A 22,468-nucleotide genomic window follows, 5' to 3' on the forward strand; every position below is an offset into this window, starting at 1 on the left:
CACTCCGTGCGCTTCGCGCACTCGGTACATGCGTGCCGGTCAACTCCGACGTTAGCCCTCATGCCGGCTCCCACTGGCCAAGAGAAGCGGCATGCCGCGGCAGGCGCGACGTTGATTGGCCTCGGGGTGGCCGTATTCGCGCTCATGTTGGCCTATCCGGAAGGTCTCAAGGTTCCGGCTCCTATCGGTTACATGACCGCCGCCATCGTTGCCCTGGCAGGTTTGCTCGCACTTGCCAATGCGTTCGGGCGCCGCGGCATCAGGCGATGGTTGGCGGTTGTGTTGTTGTCTTGTATGGTGGTGCCGCCGGCTTGGATTGCGGTTGGTCCGGGCCAGCGAACATGCTTCGCGGCCATTGGCTTTCTGTCCGGGGTTGAGACTGGTGGCGCGTGCCGGTGGGCATTCGGCATCGGCGCACTCCTTGTGGGTGCGCTGGTTTTGGTGGCGCTACGCTACGCGTTAGCAGGAGGTGGGGATGAGGGCTAACAGGTCGGTCGACTCGGACACGTTGCGGCAAGGGGCCGCACAGTGCCGTTGGAAATCGTGCACCGTGCGGCCCCTTGCCGTAACGTGCGGGTCACCTTTGCGTTAGGCAGCAGCATGGCAGCATCGCGCTTCAACGTGTTCGGGCACATCTACGAACTGCGCCGCGAAGGTGGGTCCTGGCGCGCTCTTTCAGTGGGGAACGATGGGAAGCTCGGACCGGCCGGCTTCGAAGTGCCATCGTTCGTGGAGGACGCGGAGCTCGAGGAATTCTTATTCGACCTCTTTCACGAGAGTGCGACTCCAACCAATGGTGACGTTCGGAGGATTGTGCGATGACGAGCAGACGGCGCGCGGTGCAGCTCCGACGTTAGACCGCAGTGGTCAAGCCGTGCACCGACATTGACCAGCCGGGGTGGCTCGTACTCCGGCAGCAGTTGTGGCCTCATTGCACGACCGGGGATCACCTCGCCGAAATGTCTGCGTTCTTGGCGGAGCCTAGTCGGTTCGCGCAGTTCGTTGAGTACGACCTGTCGGGCGCTCCGGTAGGACTCATCGAAGTGGCGATCCGCACCGACTACGTCAACGGCGTGGACACCTCACCGGTGGCCTTTCTTGAAGGGATCTACGTTGTGCCAGAAGCGCGGCGTTCGGGCATTGCTCGCGAGTTGGTGGCTGAAGCGGAACGCTGGGTCATGACAATGGGCTGCACGGAGCTTGCATCCGACGCTCGGATCGAGAACACTTCCAGCCACGCAATGCACGCCGCTCTCGGCTTCGTCGAAACAGAGCGAGTTGTGTTCTTCAAGAAGGTGCTCCGGTGAAGCAGCGGTCTAACAGGTCAATCGAAATGGACGTCATCGCGGCAGGCTTCGCCTGCCTATGTGCCGTCGGTCATTTCCGACGTTAGGCGTCGCAGCGACAATCCAGCGCACATGAACACCCGAATCGCGACCTGCTCCTGCGAGCAACTCAGGGCAACCGTTGCTGGAGAGCCAGCCAGGGTCTCCGTCTGTCATTGCCTCGCGTGCCAGCGAAGAACCGGCAGCGTCTTCGGCGCCCAGGCGCGGTTCGCGGCAGAGCAAGTTTCGGTCGACGGCAAGGCGAGCGAGTACACCCGAGTCGGCGATGCAGGCTCGCACGCCAGATTCCGCTTCTGCCCACACTGCGGATCCACGGTGTACTACACGATCGAAGAACTGCCCGGCGTGGTCGTCATCCCGGTGGGGGCCTTTGCCGAACCAACCTTCCCAGGGCCAACGTTCTCGGTGTACGAGGAGCGAATGCACAGGTGGGTCGGTCTTCCAGCAGGCATCGAGCACATGGCGTGATGCTGCGGGCGCCGCCTAACCGATGAGACTGGCTTGAACGAAAGGTTCGAGTCCGAGGCGCATCCGGGCTTTGTGCAGATTGACCCGGTCGCAGCGCTTGAACGCGTGGTCTGACAGGGGTTGCCCGACATGGGGCGCGTATCTGACAGGGGAACGATATGGAAACATGGGCACGAGTGATCGGAGTCGTGGTGCTTGTCGGCCTGCCCTTCGCGGCCGTCTTCATCTGGTGGAAGGCGTTTGGTGGCCCTGACGGCGAGCGGCTGCAAAAGCGCCGCATGCAAGGCCCGTTTGTTCCACTCAGCCAGGACGACATCGAAGAAGATCAGCGCCGCAAGGAATCACCGCGCGGCACGGATGGCTAGTCCGGCACGGCGACGAAACCCCCATGACGCACCGTATTGCCATCGCACAAATCGGAATGCACTGGACGACGGGGGAGAACATGGCCTCCATGACCCGCGCCCTCAGGGTCGCGCATGCGCGAGGCGCAGCGATTTGTGCATTTTCAGAACTGGCAGTCACCGGTTTTCACCGCCAGATCGCTCGCGAAGCAGTACCGGAAGTCGTAGGGCCTGCAATCGAGCAACTCGGGCGCGACTGCGCCAGCCTTTCGATGGGGCTCGCTGTGGGCGCGCCGACCTTCGCCGAAGGCGGCGAGAAGTTCATCTCGCATCTCCTGATCGATGAAGGGGGCGGGATCTCCGCCACGATCTCCAAACAGGGTCTCACAGGACCCGAGGCTACGTTCTTCCAACGTGGAACAACACGCCCAGTCGGGACGATGCACGGCCTGCGCTGCTCGGCAGTCATCTGCCGTGAGGTCGAGGATCTCGAGCAGGTTTCCCGGCAATTGCCGCATGGAAGTGTCGACCTGATCTTCGTGCCGGGTGCTCTGCGGCAGGATCCCGAGAAGCCGCGCACCGACCTGCCTGAATACGTCCGCAACATCCAGCGGCTGGCACGCGCCACGGGAGCCCATGTCGTCCAGACCAATTGGCCCAACGCGCTCAATCGTCCGGAAGAGAGCGTCGACGGCGGGGAGAGCACCGTTGCAGGGCCCGATGGCCAGGTTCTGTTCCGGTTGCCCAGGCAGGCTTCAGGAATCGGCATTTTCACGCTGGGCGAATCGTGCTTCGAATGGCATCCGCACGAAGCCTGACGGGTCGTTCGCCACGAGGCCCGCTGACTTCTGATTCCTGGCGCGGGCCACGCGCCGATTGACGATGTGGGCGCCCAGCAGGTACCTGAGGCCGGTCGAGCCGCGGGTCGCGGTGGCCTTCGCATCGAAGTGCCGCGGGTCGTGGAACACGCCGTGGCTGCGCACCACGTCCGGCCCGCGGAACTGATGCAGGCAATCGCGGTCGCCCTTCCAGATGCCTTCGGCCTCCAGCACGATGCCCCAGCCGCAATCGCGCCCGTGTTCGCGCAGCCGCTGCTTGGCCTGCGCGAACAGCGCCGGGTCGACCACGTAGCCGTCGGTGCTGAGCCAGAGGGAGCCCACCCAGGCCTGGCCCACGGCGTGGGGCAGCACCGGCGGGCCTTCGTCGAGGATGCCGCGGAGAAACCGGGTGCGCACGTCGACGAAGAGCAGGCGCGCAGGAATCTCCGCCGCGCGGCACAGCGCCGTGAAGAGCACGCCCTTGGAATGACAGTCGCCATGGCGGCGCCGCAGGACTTCGCTGGCTGCCAGGGCGCGGCTGTCGAACGACGTCGCGAACGGCAGCCGGCGCACGAAGGCCTGGATGGCGGCCACGCGCGCCGGAATCGATTGCAGCGCCTGCGTCAGCTTGTGCGCCGTGATCCGCACCTTGGGGTGCGAGATGTCCAGTTGGGCCGTCTCGCACAGCCACGTGGCGGGTCGGGCCTCGTTCGCATCCGGCTCGCCGCAGCCCATGGCGAAGTTGCCGGCGACCGGGTCGCGGGCGCCGGGCACGGCGTGGGCGGTCGCCGTCAAGCCGCCGGCGGGCCGGCGCCCTGGTTCACTGCGCACCGGCATCACGCTGCGCGACGCGGGTGCCGCTGCGCGCGGCCGCACGGCTGCTGTCGGCGCGGACATGCACGAAAGGAGCGGAGGCGAGGATCGTGCCGTCCCGGTTGCTGACCAGGTCGAGCCGCAGCCGGTAGTCGCCAGGCGGCGGCTCCACCCAGGTCTCGGTCTGTCCCTCCGTGAAGGCATACACGGTGGGCCGGGCTGCGCCACGGTCCATGGTCAGGCGAAAGTGCCCCGTGTCCGCCGCCTTGATCGACGCGTCCGCGACGTTGAAGCCGCTGGCGTGGAACTGCACGTTGAAGGCATCGCGCACCTGCGCGCCATCGGCCGGGGAGAGCAGCTCGACGCGGCGCGGGCCCAGCGCGGCAGCGGCCGTCGCCGCGGGGTTCTGCCGCGTGACCGTCACCTGGATCGGCTTGCTGTAGACGAAGTAGGGGATGTGCCCCTGGTCGGCGAGCAGCAGCGTCAGGGTGTGCCGGCCCGGCTTGAGGTTCAGCACCGTCTCCATCTGCCCCTTGCCGAAGTGCATGTAGTGGTCGGTGAAGGGCAGGGCCTTGGTGAAGTCCAGCGGCAGCGGCTGATCCACCAGCAGGTGGTGGTGGCCGGCGCGCCCCACGCTCTTGCCGGCAGGCACCAGGCCGCGCATGGACAGCCCGAACTTCACCACGAAGGGAGACTCCACCACGGCGCCGTCTTTGAGGTTGGTGAAGTGGGCCTGCGGTTGCAGGTTGGTCGGCGGCACCACCCAGGCGCGCGCTGGCGTGTCCGCTGCGGCTTCCGGGGCGGCCGCGGCGGCCCGGGCATCCGCGGCCAAGATGGCGGTCAGGGCGATGGCCGTGGCGGCGATGGCTCGGGCCGCCACGCCGCCCACCGTCCAGGCCCGCTGCGCGAGCGCGCGCTGCGGCGATGTGCCGGCACGCGGGCGCTCCTCGCCCCTCGCGGGGTGCGACGGCAGATGCCGATCGGCGGCGCGGTGTGGCGCCAGCGCCTGCTTCCAGGCTTCCAGGGCGGTCGGGATCGTGGGGGCCATGAACTGCTTCCTCGTTTCGGAGCGCCGAATGTCCTTTCTTTGTGTTGCTTCTGTCAAAGCATGTAAGCTATTCACCAGCTCAAGCATTGGCTCATAGCTACTCGCAACCTACTCAATCAGCCAAAAGGCGGCGGACAAATGACGACTGAAGGTGGCATCTACCGAATCGGCGCGGTTTCCAAACTGTCCGGCGTACCGGTCTCCACGCTGCGGGTGTGGGAGAGCCGCTATGCCGCGTTCGCGCCGGACAAGAGCAAGGGCAGGCACCGGCTCTATCCCGAGACCGAGCTGGTGCGGGCCCGCCTGCTGCGCCAGCTGACCGAGGCAGGGCACAGCATCGGCGGCATCGCCGCGCTGCCGGTGCAGCAGCTGCAGGCGATGCTGTCGTCGACCCACAAGACGACCCGCGCAGCCGCGCCCGCGCCTGCGCTCGTCGGCGCCGTCACGGCCGTGGTGGTGGGCGCCGCGCTGGCGGCCCGGCTGAACGCGCCGGCGTGGCAGCAGCGCGTCCTGCGGCGCGACGTCCGGGTCGCATCGGTGTTCGTGGACCTGCAGGCGATGCGGGACTCGCCGCTCGCGCACGCCGAAGCGGTCGGCGCGGCCCTGCTGATCGCCCGCATGAACACCATCCAGCCCGGCGTCGCGGAACTGCTGGCCGCCACGTGCCACCGGTTCCGGATCCACAAGGCGATCGTCCTGTACAACTTTGCCGCCGAGTCGACGCTGGAGAGCCTGCGGGCCGCGGGCGTGATCCTGCGGCGCGAGCCGGTGCCCGATGCCGAACTGGCGCAGCTGATCGATGCCGTGCTGCTGGTGGATGCCGCGCAATCGATGCCACCCGCGGCCACGGGCGGCCTCATTCCGCCGCGGCGCTATTCCGATGCGAGCCTGGCCAAGGTCGCCGCCGCCACCAGCGGCATGGCCTGCGAGTGCCCGCGGCACCTTGCCGACCTGATCGTGCAGCTGGCCAGCTTCGAGGTCTACAGCGAGGAGTGCCTCAACACCACGGCCGAGGACGCGCAGGTGCACGGGTACCTGCGCTCGATCTCCGGCTCGGCGCGGGCGCTCTTCGAGCACGCGCTCGACGTGGTGGCGCAGCATGGCCGGATCGACATTCCGGCAGGCGACTAGAACCGGATCGACCGATCGCGGCGATCCATGGCCGACCGCCCCGATGCGACGGGGGCGCGCGCCTAGCAGCCGCGCGCGGCCACGTCGGCCAGCTGCTGCAGGTCCGGCACCACGCCGATGCCGGGCGCGTCGCCCAGGCGGCAGCCGCCGTCGGCGATGGCCGCCAGCGGCCCGGCCAGCGACGTGCGCAGCGGGTTCGGGTTGGCGTCGATCTCCAGCAGCCCGTCGCCACCGGCCGCCGCAAGCACGTGCGCCGAGGCGAGCAGGCCGACGCCGCCGCCCAGGAAGTGCGGGCAGTAGCGCAGGCCCGCCTGCCGGCCGCGGCCGATCACGGGCCAGCAGCCGGAGATGCCGCCCCACTTGGCCAGGTCGGGCTGCAGCACCGCCAGCGCGCCCGAGCCGATGGCGGCGTCGAAGCCGGCGTCGCCCAGCACGTTCTCGCCGCCGGCCAGCGGAATGTCGGTGGCGCGGGCCAGCTGCTGCCACTCGCTCCAGGGCCGGTCGGCCCGCAGCGGCTCCTCCAGCCAGCGCAGGCCGAAGCCGGCCAGCTGCCTGGCCATGTGCAGCGCCTCGTCCAGCGTCCAGCCTTGGTTGGCGTCCACCATCAGCGGCGTGTCGGGGCCGAGCAGCTCGCGGATGGCGGCCACGTTGCGCAGGTCGCGCTCCTGGCCGAAGCCGACCTTGAGCTTGAAGGCGCGGTAGCCCTCGGCCCGGCGCGCGGCCACCACGTCCTCGGGCCGGTCGGGGTTGATGCCGCTGGCGTAGATGCGCACCGCGTCGCCCTGGCCGCCGAGGTAGCGCCACAAGGGCTGGCCGGCGCGGCGCGCGCACAGGTCCCACAGCGCCAGGTCGATGCCGGCGATGGACTGCGCCATCGGGCCGGGCTCGCCGGACTGGATGGCCAGCACCGCCGTGCGGTCGGTCAGCCAGTCGAACGCCTGCGCGGGGCCGTCGAACGCGCGGCCGACCGCCAGCGGCGCCAGCACCGACTGCAGCAGCCGGGCGCGGTGCTCGGCGCCGCAGGCGGGGAAGTTGCACCAGATCTCGCCCCAGCCGACCGCGCCGTCGACGTCCTCGGCGCGCACGTACACGGCCGGGCGGTCGTGCATGGTGCCGAACGAGGTGCGCACCGGCGTGGCGATCGGGCAGCGGAACACGAAGGCCTCCAGCCGCGCGAGCTGGAGCGGGGCGGCGGGCAGGGGCGCGAGGATCACGGTTTGAGGTCCATTTCCAGTCGGATGGCGTCGCCGCGGTAGGTCACGTCGGCCAGGTAGATCACGGTGCCGGCCGCGTCCTTGAAGATGCGGCGCACCTCCGCCACGGGCGCGTTCATCGGCAGCTCCAGCAGGCCGGCCACTTCCATGTCGGCGCTGCCGATGGTCAGCACCTGGTGCGCGCTGGCGATGCGCAGCCCCTTCATCGACGTGAGCAGCGGGATGACCGTCTTGGCGCGGAAGGCCGCGGGCGACTTGCGGAAGATGCGCTCGTCCAGCCAGATGTTGATCGCGCAGTACGGCCGGCCGCCGCGCGAGTGCACGCGCCGCATGAAGGCGTAGCTGGGCGCGGCCGCGCCGTCGCCCTCGGCCAGCGGCGCCGAGCCCACCGATTCGTCGATGTTGACGACCTTGGGCTGGGTGTCCTCGTACACGCGCGCCAGTTCGTCCAGCGTGGTCACCACGTTGATGATGCGGTCGCGGCTGGGCGCGCCGGTGACGAAGGTGCCGCGGCCCTGCTGCGGCGACACCAGGCCCTCGCGCGCCAGCAGGTCGACCGCCTGGCGCACCGTGACGCGGGCCACCCCGAACTCGCCCATCAGGACCTCCAGCGAGGGCAGGCGATGGTCGTGCGGCCAGGTGCCGCGCGCGATGCGCTGGCGCATCAGGTCGGCGATCTGCACGTAGCGCGGCACCGGGCTCTCGTGGAAGCGGGCGGCGGCGGCGCTGCCGGCGGTGCGCGCGCTGGCGCGGCCGCGGCGGGCAGGCGCGGGGGCGCCGGCCGGGGCGCGCGGGGCTGGCACGTTCCGTTGCATCGTCAGGGAAAAAACCGAGTGGAGTTCACTGGGGCGCAATGGTACTATGTATAGAACGTTAGGACAACCGGTCGACCAGGCCGGGCAACGACAGAGAGACCCGCCGCTTTTCGCATGACGTCCGCCGCTTCCGCCCCCACCCCGATGGCCGCTCCGGCCGCCCCGCCGCGAGCGCGCCGCATCGCCGGCCGCGTGGCCCTGGTGCTCGCGCCCTGGCTCCTCATCCTCGTGCTCTGGTACGCCGTGCGCGCCAGCGGCCTGATCAACCCGGCGCTGGTGCCGGCCCCGCATGCCGTGCTGGCCAAGTTCCTGGAGCTGTCGAAGGGGCGCCTCCCCGCCGACGTCTGGATGTCGACGCAGCGCGTGTTCCTGGGCGTCACCCTTGGCGTGGTGCTGGCGGTGCCGGTGGGCTTCTGCCTGGGCTGGTACAAGGGCCTGCGCGGCTTCATCGACCCGGTGATCAACTTCTTCCGCGCGCTGCCGCCGATCGCGCTGATCCCGCTGGTGATCGTCTACTTCGGCATCGGCGAGGCGGCCAAGACGGTGATCCTGTTCTACGCCTCGTTCTTCGCCGGAGTGATCGTGATGTACGAGGGCATCGCGCAGATCAGCCCCATCTTCATCAAGGTGGCGCGCACGCTGGGCGCCAGCGACCTGGAGATCTTCGGCAAGGTGATCGTGCCGCTGACCATCCCGCACATCCTCACGGCCGTGCGCGTGGCGCTCGGCGTCGCCTGGGCCACCCTGGTCGCCTCCGAGCTGATCGCCGCCCAGCAGGGCCTGGGCGCGCTGATCCAGGACGCCTCGGCCTTCTTCCAGCTCGACACGATCTACGTCGGCATCATCTGCATCGGCTTCATCGCGCTGCTGATGGACCTGGCGCTGCGTGCCGCCACCCGCCGCCTGGTCGCCTGGCAGGACCGACTCGCATGAGCCCCGCCCGGCCGCCCGTAGGGGCTCGCACCGCAGTGCGCAGCACGAAGGTTTCCCGATGACCACAGCCACCCTCTCCGCCGGCGCCTTCGCCTCCGCGCCCGCCCACGGCGCCGCCACCTCGCCCGTGCGCATCAGCTTCGACCGCGTCTCGGTCGACTTTCCCACCCAGCACGGCCCGATGCGCGTGCTGGACGACGTGTCGTTCGAGATCCGCAACGGCGAGTTCGTCTCCATCATCGGCCCCTCGGGCTGCGGCAAGACGACCATGATGAACATCGTGGGCGGCTTCGTGCAGCCCACCACCGGCCGCGTGCTGCTGGACGGCAAGCCGGTCGCCGGGCCCGGCCCCGACCGCGGCGTGATCTTCCAGGAGTACGGCGTCTTTCCCTGGCTGACGGTGCGCCAGAACATCGAGTTCGGCCTCAAGCTGTCGGCCAGCAAGGTGCCGGCGGCGCAGCGCGAGGAGACCGTCACGCGCTACATGAAGCTGATGGGCCTGACGGACTTCGCCAACCACTTCCCCAAGCATCTGTCCGGCGGCATGCGCCAGCGGCTGGCGATCGCCCGCGCCTATGCCGTGCGGCCGCAGTTCCTGCTGATGGACGAGCCGTTCGGCGCGCTCGACGCGCAGACGCGCAGCGCGATGCAGGACCTGCTGCTGGAGGTGCTGCAAAGCGAGGGCAAGACGGTGATGCTGATCACGCACTCGGTGGAGGAGGCGATCTACCTGTCCTCGCGCATCGTGGTCGTGACCGCCCGCCCGGCCCGCATCCGCACCATCATCGACGTGCCGTTTGGCTACCCGCGCGCCGAGAACGTGCACGAAGACCCGCGCTTCGGCGAGCTGCGCGCGCACATCCGCGACCTCGTCATGCAGGAGTACGCCGCCCAGGCCCGCCAGGGCGTTCGCCTGTCCGATTGATCCCCCGCCACGAACCCACCCAAGAGGAGACACCATGGCCATCCAACGCAGACAATTGATCCAGGCGGCCGCCGCCGCATCGCTGGGCGCCGCCGCGCTGCCCGTCCTTTCGCAGGGCCGCACCAAGGTCAAGGTCGGCTACCTGCACACGCCGGCCGTGGACGGCCACATCTTCGTCGGCCAGCAGGCCGGCAGCTTCGCCAAGCAGGGGCTGGAGCTGGAGCTGGTGAAGTTCACCACCGGGCTGGAGCTGTTCCAGGCCATGATCGGCGGCAGCCTGGACATGCTGGCCACCGGCGCCGTGCTGTCGAACTTCCCGGCGCGCGGCCAGGGCAAGGCGTTCCTGATGAACAACATCGAGTACGCCACCGCGCAACTGTGGGTGCGCGGCGACTCGGGCATCAAGACGATCGCCGACCTCAAGGGCAAGCAGGTCTCCACCACCACCGGCACCACGGCGCACGTGTTCCTGGACCGCGCCCTGCGCTCGAACAACGTCGACCCCAAGGACGTGAAGGTGGTCAACCAGCGCATGACCGAGGCCGTCAGCTCGTTCATCTCCGGCGCCGTGCCGGCCGTGGCGCTGTGGGTGCCGTTCGATTCCGTGATCAAGAAGCAGTCGCCCGATGCCAGGCGCCTGGTCGATGCCTCGGCCTTCTTCCCGCAGGCCGCCATCATGGGCGGCTGGGCGGCTCGCAACGACTACTACGAGAAGAACCAGCCCGTGATCAAGAAGCTGATCGCCGCCTGGGCCGACGCCAACGCGCTGATCACCGGCAAGCCCGACGAAGCCGCCGAGATGCTGCAGAAGGCGCAGTACCAGGACGTGCCGCTGCCGGACTTCAAGGAGCAGTTCAAGGCGTCCAAGTACTTCACCAACGCCGAGTGGCGCACCCGCTACCAGGACGGCACGGTGACCAAGTGGCTGCAGCAGGTGACCGACTTCTTCGTCGCCACCGGCGGCATCCAGAACCCGGTGAAGGCGTCCGAGTACTTCGATCCCAAGCCCTTCCTGGAGGTGGTCAAGGCATGACGGGCGGCGCCGGCGGCGCCGGTTATGACTACATCGTGATCGGCGCCGGTTCGGCCGGCTGCGTGCTGGCCAACCGGCTGAGCGCCGATCCGCAGTGCCGGGTGCTGGTGCTGGAGGCGGGCGGGGAGGGCGGCAACTTCTGGCTGCGCCTGCCCATCGGGTACTTCCGCACCATCTACGACCCGCGCTTTTCCTGGCAATTCCCGCTGGAGCCGCAGGAGGCGACCGGCAACCGCCAGATCGTCTGGCCGCGCGGCAAGGTGCTGGGCGGCTCCAGCGCGATCAACGGCCTGCTCTACATCCGCGGCCAGCACGCCGATTTCGACGACTGGGCCCGCCTGGGCGCCACCGGCTGGAGCTACCGCGAGGTGCTGCCGTACTTCAGGAAGTCCGAGCGCTACCAGGGCGGCGAGAGCGAGTTCCACGGCGGCTCCGGCGAACTGTGCGTCTCGGACCTGCGCAACGACCATCCCTACTGCCAGGCCTGGATCGAGGCCGGCGTGGAGGCGGGCCACGGCCGCAATCCCGACTTCAACGGCGCGCGCACCGAGGGCCTGGGGGCCTACCAGCTCACGCTGCGCGGCCACTGGCGCTGCGACGCCGCCACCGCCTTCCTGGCGCCCGTGCGGCGCCGTCCCAACCTGACGGTGCTGACCGGCGTGCACGTCACGCGCGTGCTGGTCGAGAACGGCCGCGCCACCGGCGTGGAATGGCTGGAGAACGGTGCGCTGCGCAGCGCGCGGGCCGACGGCGAGGTGCTGCTGGCCGCGGGCGCGCTGCAGTCGCCGCAGGTGCTGCAGCTGTCGGGCATCGGCCCCGCCGACCTGCTGCGCAGCCACGGGCTGCCGGTGCACGTGGACGCCCCGGACGTCGGCGCCAACCTGCAGGACCACTACCAGGCGCGGGTGATCGTCAAGCTGAAGCACCGCATGTCGCTCAACGACCAGGTGCGCAATCCGTTCTCGCTGGCCGGCATGGGCGCGCAGTGGCTGCTGCAGCAGCGCGGCCCGCTCACCGTGGGCGCCGGCCAGGTCGGCGGCATGGTGTGCAGCGAGCATGCCGAGGGCGGCCGGCCCGACGTGCTGCTCAACGTGATGCCGCTGTCGGTGGACAAGCCGGGCGATCCGCTGCATGCGTTCTCCGGCTTCTCGGCCTCGGCCACCCAGTGCCGGCCGCTGTCGCGCGGCACGGTGCAGGTGCGCTCGGCCGATCCGCTGCAGGCGCCGCGCATCGTCTCGAACTACCTGACCGACCCGCACGACGTGAAGGTGCTGGTGTCGGGCCTGAAGATCCTGCGCGACATCTACCGCCAGCCGTCGTTCCGCGACCTGGTCACCGGCGAGGAGTACCTGCCCGGCAACGGCATCACCACCGACCAGGCGCTCGAGCGCTTCGCGCGAGGCAAGGGCGGCACCGTGTTCCACGCCAGCGGCACCTGCCGCATGGGCGGCGACGACCGCTCGGTGGTCGACGCGCAGCTGCGCGTGCGCGGCATCGAGCGGCTGCGGGTGATCGACGCCTCGGTGATGCCGACCATGGTGTCGACCAACACCAACGCGGCCTCGATCATGATCGGCGAGAAGGGCGCGGCACTGGTCGCCGCGGGGCGTTGAGCGGCGCCGCGCGCGGCGCTGCCCAGCCACATCCGGCACACTTGCCGCCATGGCAACCAAACAAGAGATCTCGGAGTTCATCGCGCGCGAGTTCCCGCAGACGCGTGTGCAGGTGCTGGAGGCCGGCGGCATGTCGGCCACCGTCGCCCACCACGTGGGCCGCGACGAGCTGCGGCCCGGGGGCACGGTCTCCGGCCCGGTGATGATGGCCACGGCCGACGTGGCCCTGTATGTCGCCATCCTGGGCGAGATCGGCATCGTGCCGCTCACCGTCACGACCAGCCTGAACTTCAACTTCATGCGCAAGCCGTCCGCGGACCGCCGCATCCTCGGCGTCTGCAAGCTGCTCAAGCTCGGTCGCACGCTGGCGGTGGGCGAGGTGGCGCTGTATTCGGAGGGGTTGCCCGAGATGGTGGCGCACGCCGTCGGGACCTATGCGATCCCGCCGGGGGATCGGGGTTCGCGCGGCGGTTGAAGTGGGGGGCCGCAGCCTCCATTGAGCTGTCGGGCGTTTGGCGCCTGGCGTGCTGGGCGGTGGACGATTTGCTTGGCAGGGTCGGCGCGTGTTCGGGCGTCCGGGGCGGGCGGCAGGGCGATGCCCGCCAGGGGCTCATGCTGGCCTCTCCGTGCTTCGCCTGCGGCTGCGCACAGTCGCGCGTTGCCTTCCGGGGCGCGGGCCCACGCGGCACAACTCGCTGCGCCTGCGGCTCCGCTCAGACACGTGCCGCGAGTCAGAGGCCCATGTCGAGCTGCGCTCCCTGCGGGAGCTCGCCAGGGCCCGCGCCCCTGCGGCAACGCTCAGGCCAGAAATCGCCCCCGACGTGCATCGCCCTGCCGCCTGGCAGCAGCGGATGAAGGCCCCCACCAGGCCGAGCCGCCCGCGGATGCCTTGGCCGCGCATCTCTTGGCCGCCCGTGCTGTCCGGTCATGCCTGTCCACCATCCCCTGTCATTCCCGCGAAAGCGGGAATCCACGCTTTCGCGCATCGCCCGTTTCCGGCCTGGCGGCGGCGAAGACGCCGAGGCTTGACCCAAGGCCCTGCCCGATCAAGCCCAAGGTCCCCAGCGCGGCAGGCGGTGCCTGCCGGGGGCGATTTGTGGCCCGGCACCGCCGCAGTGGCGCGGGCCCTGCGAGCGACGCAGGAGCGCAGCTCGTGAATGAGCCACTGGCTCGCGGCACGTGTCTGAGCGGAGCCGCAGGCGCAGCGAATTGTGCCGCGTGGGCCCGCGCCACGGAAGGCGGCGCGTTGTCCTGTGCGAGGCGAAGCCGCAGCACGGGACCGGGACAGCATGAGCCCCTGGCGAGCGCCGCCTGCCGCGCCACCCCGGCGGCCCGAGCAAGCGCGCGCCAACGTCCGCAGCCGGAAAACAATCGCCCCAATCCCCTGCAACCCGGGAGACTCAGACCTCCGCGATCAGCTCGATCTCCACGCAGGCCCCCAGCGGGATCTGTGCCACGCCGAACGCGCTGCGGGCGTGCGCGCCCTTGTCGCCGAACACCTGGCCGAACAGTTCGCTGGCGCCGTTGGTGACGAGATGCTGCTCGGTGAAGTCCGGCGTGGAGTTCACCAGGCTCATGAGCTTGACGATGCGCTTGACCTTGTTCAGGTCGCCGACGGCGGCCTGCAGCGTGCCCATCAGCTCGATGGCGATCGCGCGCGCGGCGGCCTTGCCTTCCTCGGTGGCCATGGTCTTGCCGAGCTGGCCGACCCACGGCTTGCCGTCGCGCCGGGCGATGTGGCCGGACAGGAAGACGAGGTTGCCGTTCTGCACGAACGGCACGTAGGCCGCGGCGGGCGTGGACACGGGCGGCAGCGTGATGCCGAGTTCCTTGAGCTTGTCGTTGACGTTCATGCGCTCTCCTTCGGTGGCGGGTCGGCGATTGTAGGAGCGGCCGCGGCGTCGAGCGGCGTGACCGTCACCGCGACATGCAGCGTGTGGTGCGCGCCGCCGTGGATCACGCCGCGCAGCGGCGCCACGTCCGCGTAGTCGCGGCCGGTCGCCACGGTGACGTAGTCCTCGCCCGGCGCGCGATCGTTCGTCGGATCGAGGTCGGTCCACAGGCCCGGCCCTTCGTCGGCCGCCGGCAGGTAGACCGACACCCAGGCATGCGACGCGTCGGCGCCCACCAGGCGGGCCTGGCCGGGCGGCGGCTCGGTCAGCAGGTAGCCGCTGACGTAGCGCGCCGGCAGGCCCAGGCTGCGCAGGCAGCCGAGCATCACGTGCGCGAAGTCCTGGCACACGCCCTGGCGCAGCGCCAGCGCCTCGAGCGCGGGCGTGCCCGCGTCGGTGGCGTGCGCGACGTACGCGAAGTCGGCATGGATGCGCGAGGCCAGGGCGCGCGCGGCGTCGAGCAGCGGGCGCCCGGGCGCGAAGCTCGACCGGGCGTAGTCGAGGAAGTCCTGGTGCCGCGGCACGTAGGGCGATGCGAACAGGAACGCCGCCGCCGGGTCGAAGCGCGCTGCGCGGTGGTACCGCAACTGCTCGCGTGCTTCTTCCCAGGACAGTCCGTCCGCCGGCGGTACCGCGGGCGCGGCCGTTTCGACCACGCTGTCGGCGACGACGCGCAGCCGGGTGTGCGCGGACTGCAGGCCGAAGAAGGTGCGGGCGTTGCCGAACACGTCGACCGAATCGGTGCGCAGCGGCGGCGCCGGGTCGATGTCCAGCCGGTGGCGCAGCAGCCGCTGCCCTTCACGGTCGGCCGGCCGCAGGTGTGCCAGGTGCTGGGCGGTCTTGACCGCGGGCGCGTAGTCGTAGCGGGTCTCGTGGACGACGTGCAGCAGCATGCGCTTCAGGCCCCGACGCTCAGGCGCGGTTCGGCCGAATGCGTGAAGTAGCGCGCGCCCAGGTCGTCCGAGAGCTGCCAGGCGGCCGCGGCGCACTGCTGCAGCACCGGCAGCAGCAGGTCCGTGTCGCACAGCGCCTCCAGCGACCACTCGCCGGGGTCCGGCACGGTCAGCGCGATGCCGGGCACCTGCCCTGGCGCGCTGCCTTCCAGGCGCGCGAGCCGGCCGCGCAGCGTCTGCGCCACCCAGGCGAGCGAGCGCGGGTTGTCGCGGTCGAGCACCAGCAGGTCGAGCAGGGCCGGAATGTCGTGCCGCTGCTGGTACTGCGCATGGAAGGTGATCGTGCTGTCGAAGAGCGCCACCACCGCCTCGTAGCCGCCTTCGTCGTGCACGGCGCCGGTTTCGAAGCCGCAGGCCAGCGCGGACGCGAGGAAGCCGAGCCGCTCCAGGTGCCGGCCCGTCGACAACAGGCGCCAGCCGTCGTCGCGCGTCATGCGGTCGGTCTGTGCGCCGGTCATGGCGGCGGTGTGGCCCGACAGCGCTTCCAGCAGGCGCAGCGCCTCGACCGAGGACGCGTCGCCGGCCCGCAGGCCCTGCCGGCAGCCGCGCAGGAAGTCCTGCTCGGCGCGCACGACCAGGTTCCACTGCTCCTGCGACAGCCGGTCGCGCACCGCCGAGGCGGCCCCGCGCAGCGCGCCCAGGTTGAAGCCGATGCTGGTGGCGTGGCGGGTGTCGGCCAGCGTGGCCACCAGCGAGCGCTCGAAGATCCGGCGCGAGACGGCCGGCGCGGGCACCTCGGGCAGGACCAGGCCGTGCTCGGCCGCCAGCTCGCCCAGCCAGGCGAGCAGCGGCTGCGACGACTGGTCCTCGCCGTTGAGGGTCTGCAGCGCCAGGCGCGCCAGCCGCGTGGTGTTCTCGGTGCGCTCGGTGTAGCGCCCGAGCCAGAACAGGTTCTCGGCCGACCGGCTGGTGACCATCCGGCCGCGGTGCGAGGTGGCGGTGGCGGGATGGTCGTGCTGCAGCAGGCTGGTGGTGTCGACCTCGCCGTCGGTGAGCACCCAGGTGTCGGCGCTGCTGCCCCCGCGTTGCATGGTCGCGATCTCCGTGGTGTCGCCCGCGATGCGCGTCAGGCCTCCGGGCAGCACGCGCCACGAGCCCGGACCGTCCGAGACCGCGAACACGCGCAGCATCAGCGACCGGGGGGTGAGGCGGCCGTCCTTCCACGTCGGCATCTGCGACAGTGGCTGGTCCGCCTGCAGCGTGAAGTCGGCCGGCTCGCGCGCGATGCGGCCGGCCCACTCGTCCCGTTCGCGCGGCGACAGCGAGCTTCCGAGCACGGCGTCCGAGCCCGGCCCGCCGAACGTGGACCGGATCACCGCCGAGCCCAGTTGCGGCAGCGCCGCGTCCATCGCGGCGCGTTCGCCGCACCACCAGGTCGGGATCGAGGGAAGCGCCAGCTCCTCGCCGAGCAGGTGGCGCGAGAGCGCGGGCAGGAAGCCGAGCAGGGCGTTCGATTCGAGGAAGCCGCTGCCGGGCGCATTGGCCACCAGCACGTGGCCGGCGCGGATGGCCTGCAGCAGGCCGGGCACGCCCAGCCGCGAATCGGAGCGCAGCTCCAGCGGGTCGAGGAACTCGTCGTCCAGGCGCTTGAGGATGCCGTGCACCGGCTCCAGGCCGCGCAGCGTCTTGAGGTACAGGCGCTCCTCGCGCACCGTGAGGTCGCTGCCCTCGACGAGCGTGAGGCCGAGGTAGCGAGCCAGGTACGCGTGCTCGAAGTAGGTCTCGTTGTACGGCCCCGGCGTGAGCAGCACGATGCGCGCGTCGCTGCCCGCCGGGCTCATCGCGCACAAGCCCTCGACCAGCGCGCGGTAGGTGGCGGCCAGCCGCTGCACCTTCAGCGCGCTGAACGCGGCCGGGAAGGCGCGCGAGACGATCAGCCGGTTCTCCAGCAGGTAGCCCAGGCCCGAGGGCGCCTGCGTGCGCTGCGAGGCCACCCACCACTGCCCGTCGGGATCGCGGGCGAGGTCGAAGGCCACGATGTGCAGGAATGTGCCGCCGGCCGGACGCACGCCGTGCAGCGGCCGCAGGTAGCCGGGATGGCCGTGCACCAGCGCCGGCGGCAGCAGGTTGCGCGCGAGCAGCGCCTGCGGCCCGTACACGTCGGCCATCACGCGGTCCAGCAGGCGGGCGCGCTGCAGCACGCCGGTTTCGATCGCCTGCCAGCTGCCGGGCGTGACGATCAGCGGGAAGAGGTCGAGCGACCAGGGCCGCTGCGGGCCGTCGGCGTCCGCATAGACGTTGTAGGTGATGCCGTTGTCGCGCACCTGCCGCGCCAGCTGCCCCATGCGCTGGTCCAGGTCGTCGAAGCCGGCGCCGCCCAGGTGCTCGAAGAACCGCGCCCAGGCCGGCGACACCGCGCCGCCCGCGCCGCGACCGCCGGCGCGCGAGACGGCCGCGCGCAACTCGTCGAAGTGGCCCGCGGCCGCTGGCGGCGCGAGCGCGGCGGCCAGCGCGGCGGGGTCGTCGCCGGCAGCGTCACCAAACAGCGAGTCGATGGGCGTGTCCACGGGGGGCGATTGTCCCATCCGGACATGCGGCCGCCCCGCGGCGCGATGGCGCCGCGGGGCGGATGGCTTCGGGAGCCAGGGGGCGGCCGCTGGATCAGCGCGCCTGGGCGGGGGCTTCGACGCTGGCCAGGGTGGACGGGGCGGGGGCGGTCCGGGTCGCCTGGGCGAAGAAGGACGAGCCGCTGTCCTCGGCGTTGCGGGCGGCCACGTCGTCACGCTCGGCGATGTAGGCGGCGGTCACATCGGCGCGGGTCGCGGTGCTCTGGAAGTTCGCCAGCGGGTTGTAGCGGAACGACCAGGGGCTCACGGGGTAGGCGGCACGGAACTGGTCGAGTTCGGCGCGCACGTCGGCGCGGGTCTTGGCCGGCACGAAGGCATCGGCCTGGCCGCCTTCCTGGCCGAGCGGGGCGGTCTGGGCGAAGGCCTGGCCACCGGCGACGATGGAGGCAACGGCAACGGCGGTAGCGAGGAGGGAGCGGGTGGTCATGGCGATTTCCTTTCGGTGGTGTCTTCGGTTGGCGGGTTCTCGCGAACCCGTGAAGTCACTGTAGGAAGCCACCATGAGGTGACGCTTAGCGAAAACTTAGCTGGGGATGAGGAGGGGTGGCGGGGCGTGGCTTGTGTGCGGGGGGCGTCGGGCCGAGGGAAAGCTGTCGGGTCTCGAGGAAGAGGTGTCGGGCGTGCAGCGGGGGTGCGCGGCAGGCGGCGCCTGGCAGGGCCTCATCCCCTTTTGTCCCCGCTACGCTGCGCTCGCTCCGATGCCCTGCCGGCAAAAGCCAAATCGGCCCCGCCAGGCACCGCCTGCCGCGTGGGTCACGTGTGCTTCATCGGGCAAGGAGAGGCGCGCTGTCCTGGCAGTGCGACGGTGCCGGGCGCGGCACCTGTCAATCGAAGCACCGCAGCTGTCCGGCGGCAGGGGGTTGACGGCGGGGGTGATTTTTGTGAACGCCGGCGCGCGCGTAGCGCAAAGCGGTCCTCACAGCATGAACCCCCGGCGGCAGCCCCCTGCCGCCGCGCACGACGCCCAACCAGCCTCTGTCCGCTCGCCCAACCAGCCCCGTCCGGACGTCACCCGACCGGCACATGCCGCAAATCGAGCGTGAACGGGAACTCCCGGCTGCCGGGCACGCCGACGGTGGCCGGCGGCACGCGCAGCGTCCCGGGCGTGTGGCCCATGCGGGAAAAGCGCGCCAGGCGGCGGCTTTCCGCCTCGTACGCGTTGACGGGGAAGGTCTCGTAGTTGCGGCCGCCGGGGTGCGCGACGTGGTACCGGCAGCCGCCGAGCGAGCGCTGCATCCAGGTGTCCACGATGTCGAAGGTGAGCGGCGCGTGCACGCCGATCGTCGGGTGCAGGGCCGAGGGCGGGTTCCAGGCGCGGTAGCGCACCCCCGCGACGAATTCGCCGGCGGTGCCGGTGGGCTGCAGCGGCAGCGCGGCGCCGTTGACCGTGACCACGTGGCGGCTGTCGTTCAGGCCGCTGACGCGCACCTCGATGCGCTCGAGCGACGAGTCCACGTAGCGCACCGTGCCGCCGATCGCGCCTTGCTCGCCCATGACGTGCCAGGGCTCCAGCGCGTTGCGCAGCGTGAGCGCGATGCCCGCCGCCCGCACCTCGCCCACGAGCGGGAAGCGGAACTCCAGGTGCGGGGCGAACCAGGCCGGATCGAAGTCGTAGCCCGCCGCGCGCAGTTCCTCCAGCACGTCGCGCAGGTCGGCCTGCACGAAGGTCGGCAGCATCCAGCGGTCGTGCAGCTGGGTGCCCCAGCGCGTGACGGGGGCGCGGTACGGCGTCGTCCAGAACCGGGCCACCAGGGCGCGGATCAGCAGCTGCTGCACGATGCTCATGCGCGCGTGCGGCGGCATCTCGAAGCCGCGCAGCTCCAGCAGGCCGAGGCGGCCGGTGGACGAATCGGGCGAGTACAGCTTGTCGATGCAGAACTCGCTGCGGTGCGTGTTGCCGGTCACGTCGACCAGCACGTTGCGCAGCGTGCGGTCCACCACCCACGGCGGCATCGCCTCGCCGTGTAGCTGCCGGCTGCGCTCGATCTCGCGCAGCGCGATCTCCAGCTCGTACAGCTGGTCGTTGCGCGCCTCGTCCACGCGCGGCGCCTGGCTGGTGGGGCCGATGAACAGGCCCGAGAACAGGTACGACAGCGACGGGTGGTTGTGCCAGTACAGCAGCAGGCTGGCCAGCAGCTCGGGCCGGCGCAGGAAGGGCGAGTCGGCCGGCGTCGCGCCGCCGAGCACGAAGTGGTTGCCCCCGCCGGTGCCGGTGTGGCGGCCGTCGGTCATGAACTTCTCGGCCGACAGGCGGGTCTCGAAGGCCGCCTGGTACAGGAACTCGGTGTGCTCGACCAGCTCGTGCCAGTCGTACGCCGGGTGGATGTTGACCTCGATCACGCCCGGGTCGGGCGTGACCTGCAGCAGCTTCAGGCGCGGATCGCGCGGGGGCGGATAGCCCTCCAGCACGATCTGCACGCCCAGGTCCTGCGCGGTGCCTTCCACCGCGGCCAGCAGCGCCAGGTAGTCGGCCACGTCCGCGAGCGGCGGCATGAAGACGTAGAGCACGCCGCGGCGCCCGCCCGCCTGCTCCGCCTGCGGGCCGTCCGCGCGGCTGGGGTCGCGCGCTTCCACGCACAGCGCGGTGCGTGGCGTCCAGTGCGCGGACTCGAAGCGCTCCGGCGCACGCGCGGGCGTGGCGCCACCCGGAGCAGTGGCCACCGTGCCGCCTTCAGCGAAGCGCGCGACCGGCGGCGCCGGGCGGAGCGCCGCGTCGGCGGCCAGCGGCTCGCGCGGCGCGAACGGATCCTGCGGCACCAGGTGCGGCTGGTCGGCCTCGTCGGCCCATGGCAGCGCATCGAGCGGGAGCCGGTATCCCATCGGCGAGTCACCGGGCACCAAGTACAGCCGCTGGTCGCGCACGAACCAGGGGCCGGTGGACCAGGCGGGGCCGCCGGGGCGCTCCTTGCCGCGCTCGTTGGCCTGCAGCGGCAGCGCGTAGCCCACCACGGTGCCGAGCTGCTGCCCGAACACGCGCCGCAGGCGGGCGCGTTCGAGCTCGTCGTCCAGGCGGGCGTCGAACGGATCCACGTTCACCGGCAGCCGCCGCTCGCGCCACAGGTAGTAGAGGACGTCCTCGTAGCCCGGCTGGATGTGCTGCGTCGTGAGCTCCAGCCGCGTGGCGAGCCGCTCGATGAAGCGTTTGGCGTCATCGGCCCCATAGGCATGCGACTGGCGCTCGTCGGCCAGCAGCGCCGGGTTGCGCCAGCAGGGCCGGCCGTCGGCGCGCCAGTAGATCGACAGCGCCCAGCGCGGCAGCTGCTCGCTGGGATACCACTTGCCCTGGCCGAAATGCAGGAAGCCGCCCTGGCCGTAGCGCTCGCGCAGCTTGAGCACCAGCTCGGTGGCCAGGCCGCGCTTGGTCGGGCCGAGCGCGTCGGTGTTCCACTCCGCCGCGTCGCGGTCGCGGGTGGCGACGAAGGTCGGCTCGCCGCCCATCGTCAGGCGCACGTCGCCGGCGTGCAGGTCACGGTCGACGGCCTCGCCCAGGGCGAGCACCTGCTGCCATTGCGCGTCGGTGTAGGGGCGGGTGACGCGCGGCGACTCGTGGATGCGCGTGACCTGCATGTGGTGGCCGAACGTCACCTGGGCCTCGTCGACCAGGCCCTCGATCGGCGCGGCGCCCGAGGGCTGCGGCGTGCAGGCCAGCGGGATGTGGCCCTCGCCCGCAAGCAGGCCCGAGGTGGGGTCGAAGCCGATCCAGCCGGCGCCCGGCAGGTAGACCTCGGCCCAGGCGTGCAGGTCGGTGAAGTCCACCTCGGTGCCACTGGGGCCGTCCAGCGCCTTGACGTCGGGCGCCAGCTGGATCAGGTAGCCCGAGACGAAGCGCGCCGCCAGCCCCAGGTTGCGCAGCAGCTGCACCAGCAGCCAGCCGGAGTCGCGGCATGAGCCGCTGCCGCTGCGCAGCGTCTCCTCCGGTGTCTGCACGCCCGGCTCCATCCGGATCAGGTAGCGGATGTCCTGCTGCAGCTGCTGGTTCAGGGCCACGAGGAAGTCGACGGTCGCGCGCGGGCTGCGGTCGAAGCGCGCCAGGTACTCGCGCACCAGCGGCGTCAGCGGCTCGCAGGCCAGGTAGGGCGCCAGCTCCTGCGCCACCAGCGGCTCGTAGCGGAACGGGAAGGTTTCCGCGCTCGGCTCCAGGAAGAAGTCGAACGGGTTGTAGACCGCCATCTCGACCACCAGGTCGACCGTCACCTTGAACGTGGTCGCGGGCTCGGGAAAGACCAGGCGGGCCTGGTAGTTGGCGAACGGGTCCTGCTGCCAGTTGATGAAGTGCTCGGCCGGCTCCACGCGCAGCGAGTACGACAGCACGTTGCTGCGGCAGTGCGGCGCCGGCCGCAGCCGCACGGTCTGGGGGCCCAGCCGCACCGGCCGGTCGTACTGGTAATGCGTGACGTGGTTCAGCGCGGCATGGATCGACATGCGCCGATTTAACGATGAAACGCGAGCGGCTCGCGTGGGCGGAACGGTGGCGAGGGCGGGCCTCGTCGCCACGCGGATGAGCTCGATCGCTGCGCTCTCCTTCGATGCGAGGAAGGGGGTTGTCGCCAGCGTG

Annotated in this window: 22 protein-coding genes; 13 read left to right on the forward strand and 9 right to left on the reverse strand. The window is 70.8% G+C overall.

The features are described 5' to 3' along the window. Positions 1 to 60: 60 nt before the first annotated feature. The 7 genes from AC3ANR_RS08345 to AC3ANR_RS08375 all read left to right on the forward strand — a co-directional run bounded on the left by AC3ANR_RS08345 (position 61) and on the right by AC3ANR_RS08375 (position 2,976). Positions 61 to 486 (forward strand): hypothetical protein, encoded by a 426-nt coding sequence (locus tag AC3ANR_RS08345; RefSeq protein WP_488291413.1) that lies wholly within the window; start codon positions 61 to 63, stop codon positions 484 to 486. 114 nt (positions 487 to 600) lie between these two features. Beyond that, entirely contained in the window at positions 601 to 822 is a 222-nt protein-coding gene (locus tag AC3ANR_RS08350; protein ID WP_488291773.1) for a DUF7661 family protein, read from the forward strand. Between the two features lie 41 nt (positions 823 to 863). Then, positions 864 to 1,307: an aminoglycoside 6'-N-acetyltransferase gene (gene aac(6'), locus AC3ANR_RS08355; RefSeq protein WP_488291414.1), complete on the forward strand. Its 444-nt coding sequence runs from the start codon at positions 864 to 866 to the stop codon at positions 1,305 to 1,307. A gap of 111 nt (positions 1,308 to 1,418) precedes the next feature. Continuing rightward, positions 1,419 to 1,814: a GFA family protein gene (locus tag AC3ANR_RS08360; protein WP_488291415.1), complete on the forward strand. Its 396-nt coding sequence runs from the start codon at positions 1,419 to 1,421 to the stop codon at positions 1,812 to 1,814. 33 nt (positions 1,815 to 1,847) lie between these two features. Further along, complete coding sequence (locus AC3ANR_RS08365; RefSeq protein WP_488291774.1) at positions 1,848 to 1,928, forward strand: hypothetical protein; 81 nt, start codon at positions 1,848 to 1,850, stop codon at positions 1,926 to 1,928. 62 nt (positions 1,929 to 1,990) lie between these two features. Then, positions 1,991 to 2,179, forward strand: coding sequence for a hypothetical protein (locus AC3ANR_RS08370; RefSeq protein WP_488291416.1), 189 nt, complete (start codon positions 1,991 to 1,993; stop codon positions 2,177 to 2,179). 23 nt (positions 2,180 to 2,202) lie between these two features. Continuing rightward, a complete protein-coding gene (locus AC3ANR_RS08375) occupies positions 2,203 to 2,976 on the forward strand; it encodes a carbon-nitrogen hydrolase family protein (RefSeq protein WP_488291417.1) in 774 nt (257 codons plus the stop codon). Here the strand turns inward: AC3ANR_RS08375 and AC3ANR_RS08380 are convergent. Together AC3ANR_RS08380 and AC3ANR_RS08385 are read right to left on the reverse strand one after the other, a co-directional pair. Continuing rightward, entirely contained in the window at positions 2,914 to 3,771 is an 858-nt protein-coding gene (locus tag AC3ANR_RS08380; protein ID WP_488291418.1) for a transglutaminase-like domain-containing protein, read from the reverse strand. The genes AC3ANR_RS08375 and AC3ANR_RS08380 overlap by 63 nt on opposite strands. Before the next feature lie 25 nt (positions 3,772 to 3,796). After that, entirely contained in the window at positions 3,797 to 4,837 is a 1,041-nt protein-coding gene (locus AC3ANR_RS08385; RefSeq protein WP_488291419.1) for a DUF4399 domain-containing protein, read from the reverse strand. Between the two features lie 138 nt (positions 4,838 to 4,975). Here AC3ANR_RS08385 and AC3ANR_RS08390 point away from each other — a divergent pair, with 138 nt between their 5' ends. Continuing rightward, positions 4,976 to 5,968, forward strand: coding sequence for a MerR family transcriptional regulator (locus AC3ANR_RS08390; protein ID WP_488291420.1), 993 nt, complete (start codon positions 4,976 to 4,978; stop codon positions 5,966 to 5,968). 62 nt (positions 5,969 to 6,030) lie between these two features. Here the strand turns inward: AC3ANR_RS08390 and AC3ANR_RS08395 are convergent, their stop codons facing one another. Both AC3ANR_RS08395 and AC3ANR_RS08400 read right to left on the reverse strand, forming a co-directional pair. Next, complete coding sequence (locus AC3ANR_RS08395; RefSeq protein WP_488291421.1) at positions 6,031 to 7,182, reverse strand: mandelate racemase/muconate lactonizing enzyme family protein; 1,152 nt, start codon at positions 7,180 to 7,182, stop codon at positions 6,031 to 6,033. Continuing rightward, entirely contained in the window at positions 7,179 to 7,847 is a 669-nt protein-coding gene (locus AC3ANR_RS08400; protein ID WP_488291775.1) for a GntR family transcriptional regulator, read from the reverse strand. The genes AC3ANR_RS08395 and AC3ANR_RS08400 overlap by 4 nt, the downstream gene beginning before the upstream one ends. A 264-nt stretch (positions 7,848 to 8,111) precedes the next feature. Between AC3ANR_RS08400 and AC3ANR_RS08405 the strand changes: the two genes are divergently transcribed. The 5 genes from AC3ANR_RS08405 (at position 8,112) to AC3ANR_RS08425 (ending at position 12,976) form a co-directional block, all read left to right on the forward strand. Continuing rightward, the gene (locus AC3ANR_RS08405) at positions 8,112 to 8,930 is read left to right on the forward strand and encodes an ABC transporter permease (RefSeq protein WP_488291422.1); all 819 of its coding nucleotides are present in this window, start codon (positions 8,112 to 8,114) and stop codon (positions 8,928 to 8,930) included. A gap of 181 nt (positions 8,931 to 9,111) precedes the next feature. Then, a complete protein-coding gene (locus AC3ANR_RS08410; protein ID WP_488291776.1) occupies positions 9,112 to 9,855 on the forward strand; it encodes an ABC transporter ATP-binding protein in 744 nt (247 codons plus the stop codon). A 34-nt stretch (positions 9,856 to 9,889) separates the two neighbouring features. Then, positions 9,890 to 10,888 carry an ABC transporter substrate-binding protein gene (locus AC3ANR_RS08415; RefSeq protein WP_488291423.1) on the forward strand — a complete coding sequence of 333 codons (999 nt, stop codon included), beginning with the start codon at positions 9,890 to 9,892 and terminating at the stop codon, positions 10,886 to 10,888. Further along, the gene (locus tag AC3ANR_RS08420) at positions 10,885 to 12,501 is read left to right on the forward strand and encodes a GMC family oxidoreductase (protein WP_488291424.1); all 1,617 of its coding nucleotides are present in this window, start codon (positions 10,885 to 10,887) and stop codon (positions 12,499 to 12,501) included. Before AC3ANR_RS08415 ends, AC3ANR_RS08420 begins: the two co-directional genes overlap by 4 nt. Positions 12,502 to 12,550: 49 nt before the next feature. After that, the gene (locus tag AC3ANR_RS08425) at positions 12,551 to 12,976 is read left to right on the forward strand and encodes a PaaI family thioesterase (protein WP_488291425.1); all 426 of its coding nucleotides are present in this window, start codon (positions 12,551 to 12,553) and stop codon (positions 12,974 to 12,976) included. A gap of 925 nt (positions 12,977 to 13,901) precedes the next feature. Here the strand turns inward: AC3ANR_RS08425 and AC3ANR_RS08430 are convergent. The 5 genes from AC3ANR_RS08430 to AC3ANR_RS08450 all read right to left on the reverse strand — a co-directional run bounded on the left by AC3ANR_RS08430 (position 13,902) and on the right by AC3ANR_RS08450 (position 22,335). Next, positions 13,902 to 14,354 (reverse strand): RidA family protein, encoded by a 453-nt coding sequence (locus AC3ANR_RS08430; RefSeq protein ID WP_488291426.1) that lies wholly within the window; start codon positions 14,352 to 14,354, stop codon positions 13,902 to 13,904. Then, entirely contained in the window at positions 14,351 to 15,286 is a 936-nt protein-coding gene (locus AC3ANR_RS08435; RefSeq protein ID WP_488291427.1) for a transglutaminase family protein, read from the reverse strand. Before AC3ANR_RS08435 ends, AC3ANR_RS08430 begins: the two co-directional genes overlap by 4 nt. Positions 15,287 to 15,291: 5 nt before the next feature. Continuing rightward, positions 15,292 to 17,853, reverse strand: a complete 2,562-nt coding sequence (locus AC3ANR_RS08440) for a circularly permuted type 2 ATP-grasp protein (RefSeq protein ID WP_488291428.1) — start codon at positions 17,851 to 17,853, stop codon at positions 15,292 to 15,294. Positions 17,854 to 17,947: 94 nt separating this feature from the next. Continuing rightward, on the reverse strand, positions 17,948 to 18,340 hold the full coding sequence (locus AC3ANR_RS08445; protein WP_488291429.1) for a DUF4148 domain-containing protein: 393 nt from the start codon (positions 18,338 to 18,340) through the stop codon (positions 17,948 to 17,950). Between the two features lie 581 nt (positions 18,341 to 18,921). After that, positions 18,922 to 22,335: a transglutaminase family protein gene (locus AC3ANR_RS08450; RefSeq protein WP_488291430.1), complete on the reverse strand. Its 3,414-nt coding sequence runs from the start codon at positions 22,333 to 22,335 to the stop codon at positions 18,922 to 18,924. Positions 22,336 to 22,468: the final 133 nt, after the last annotated feature.

This window comes from Ramlibacter sp. JJN2-2R, from assembly GCF_057747835.1.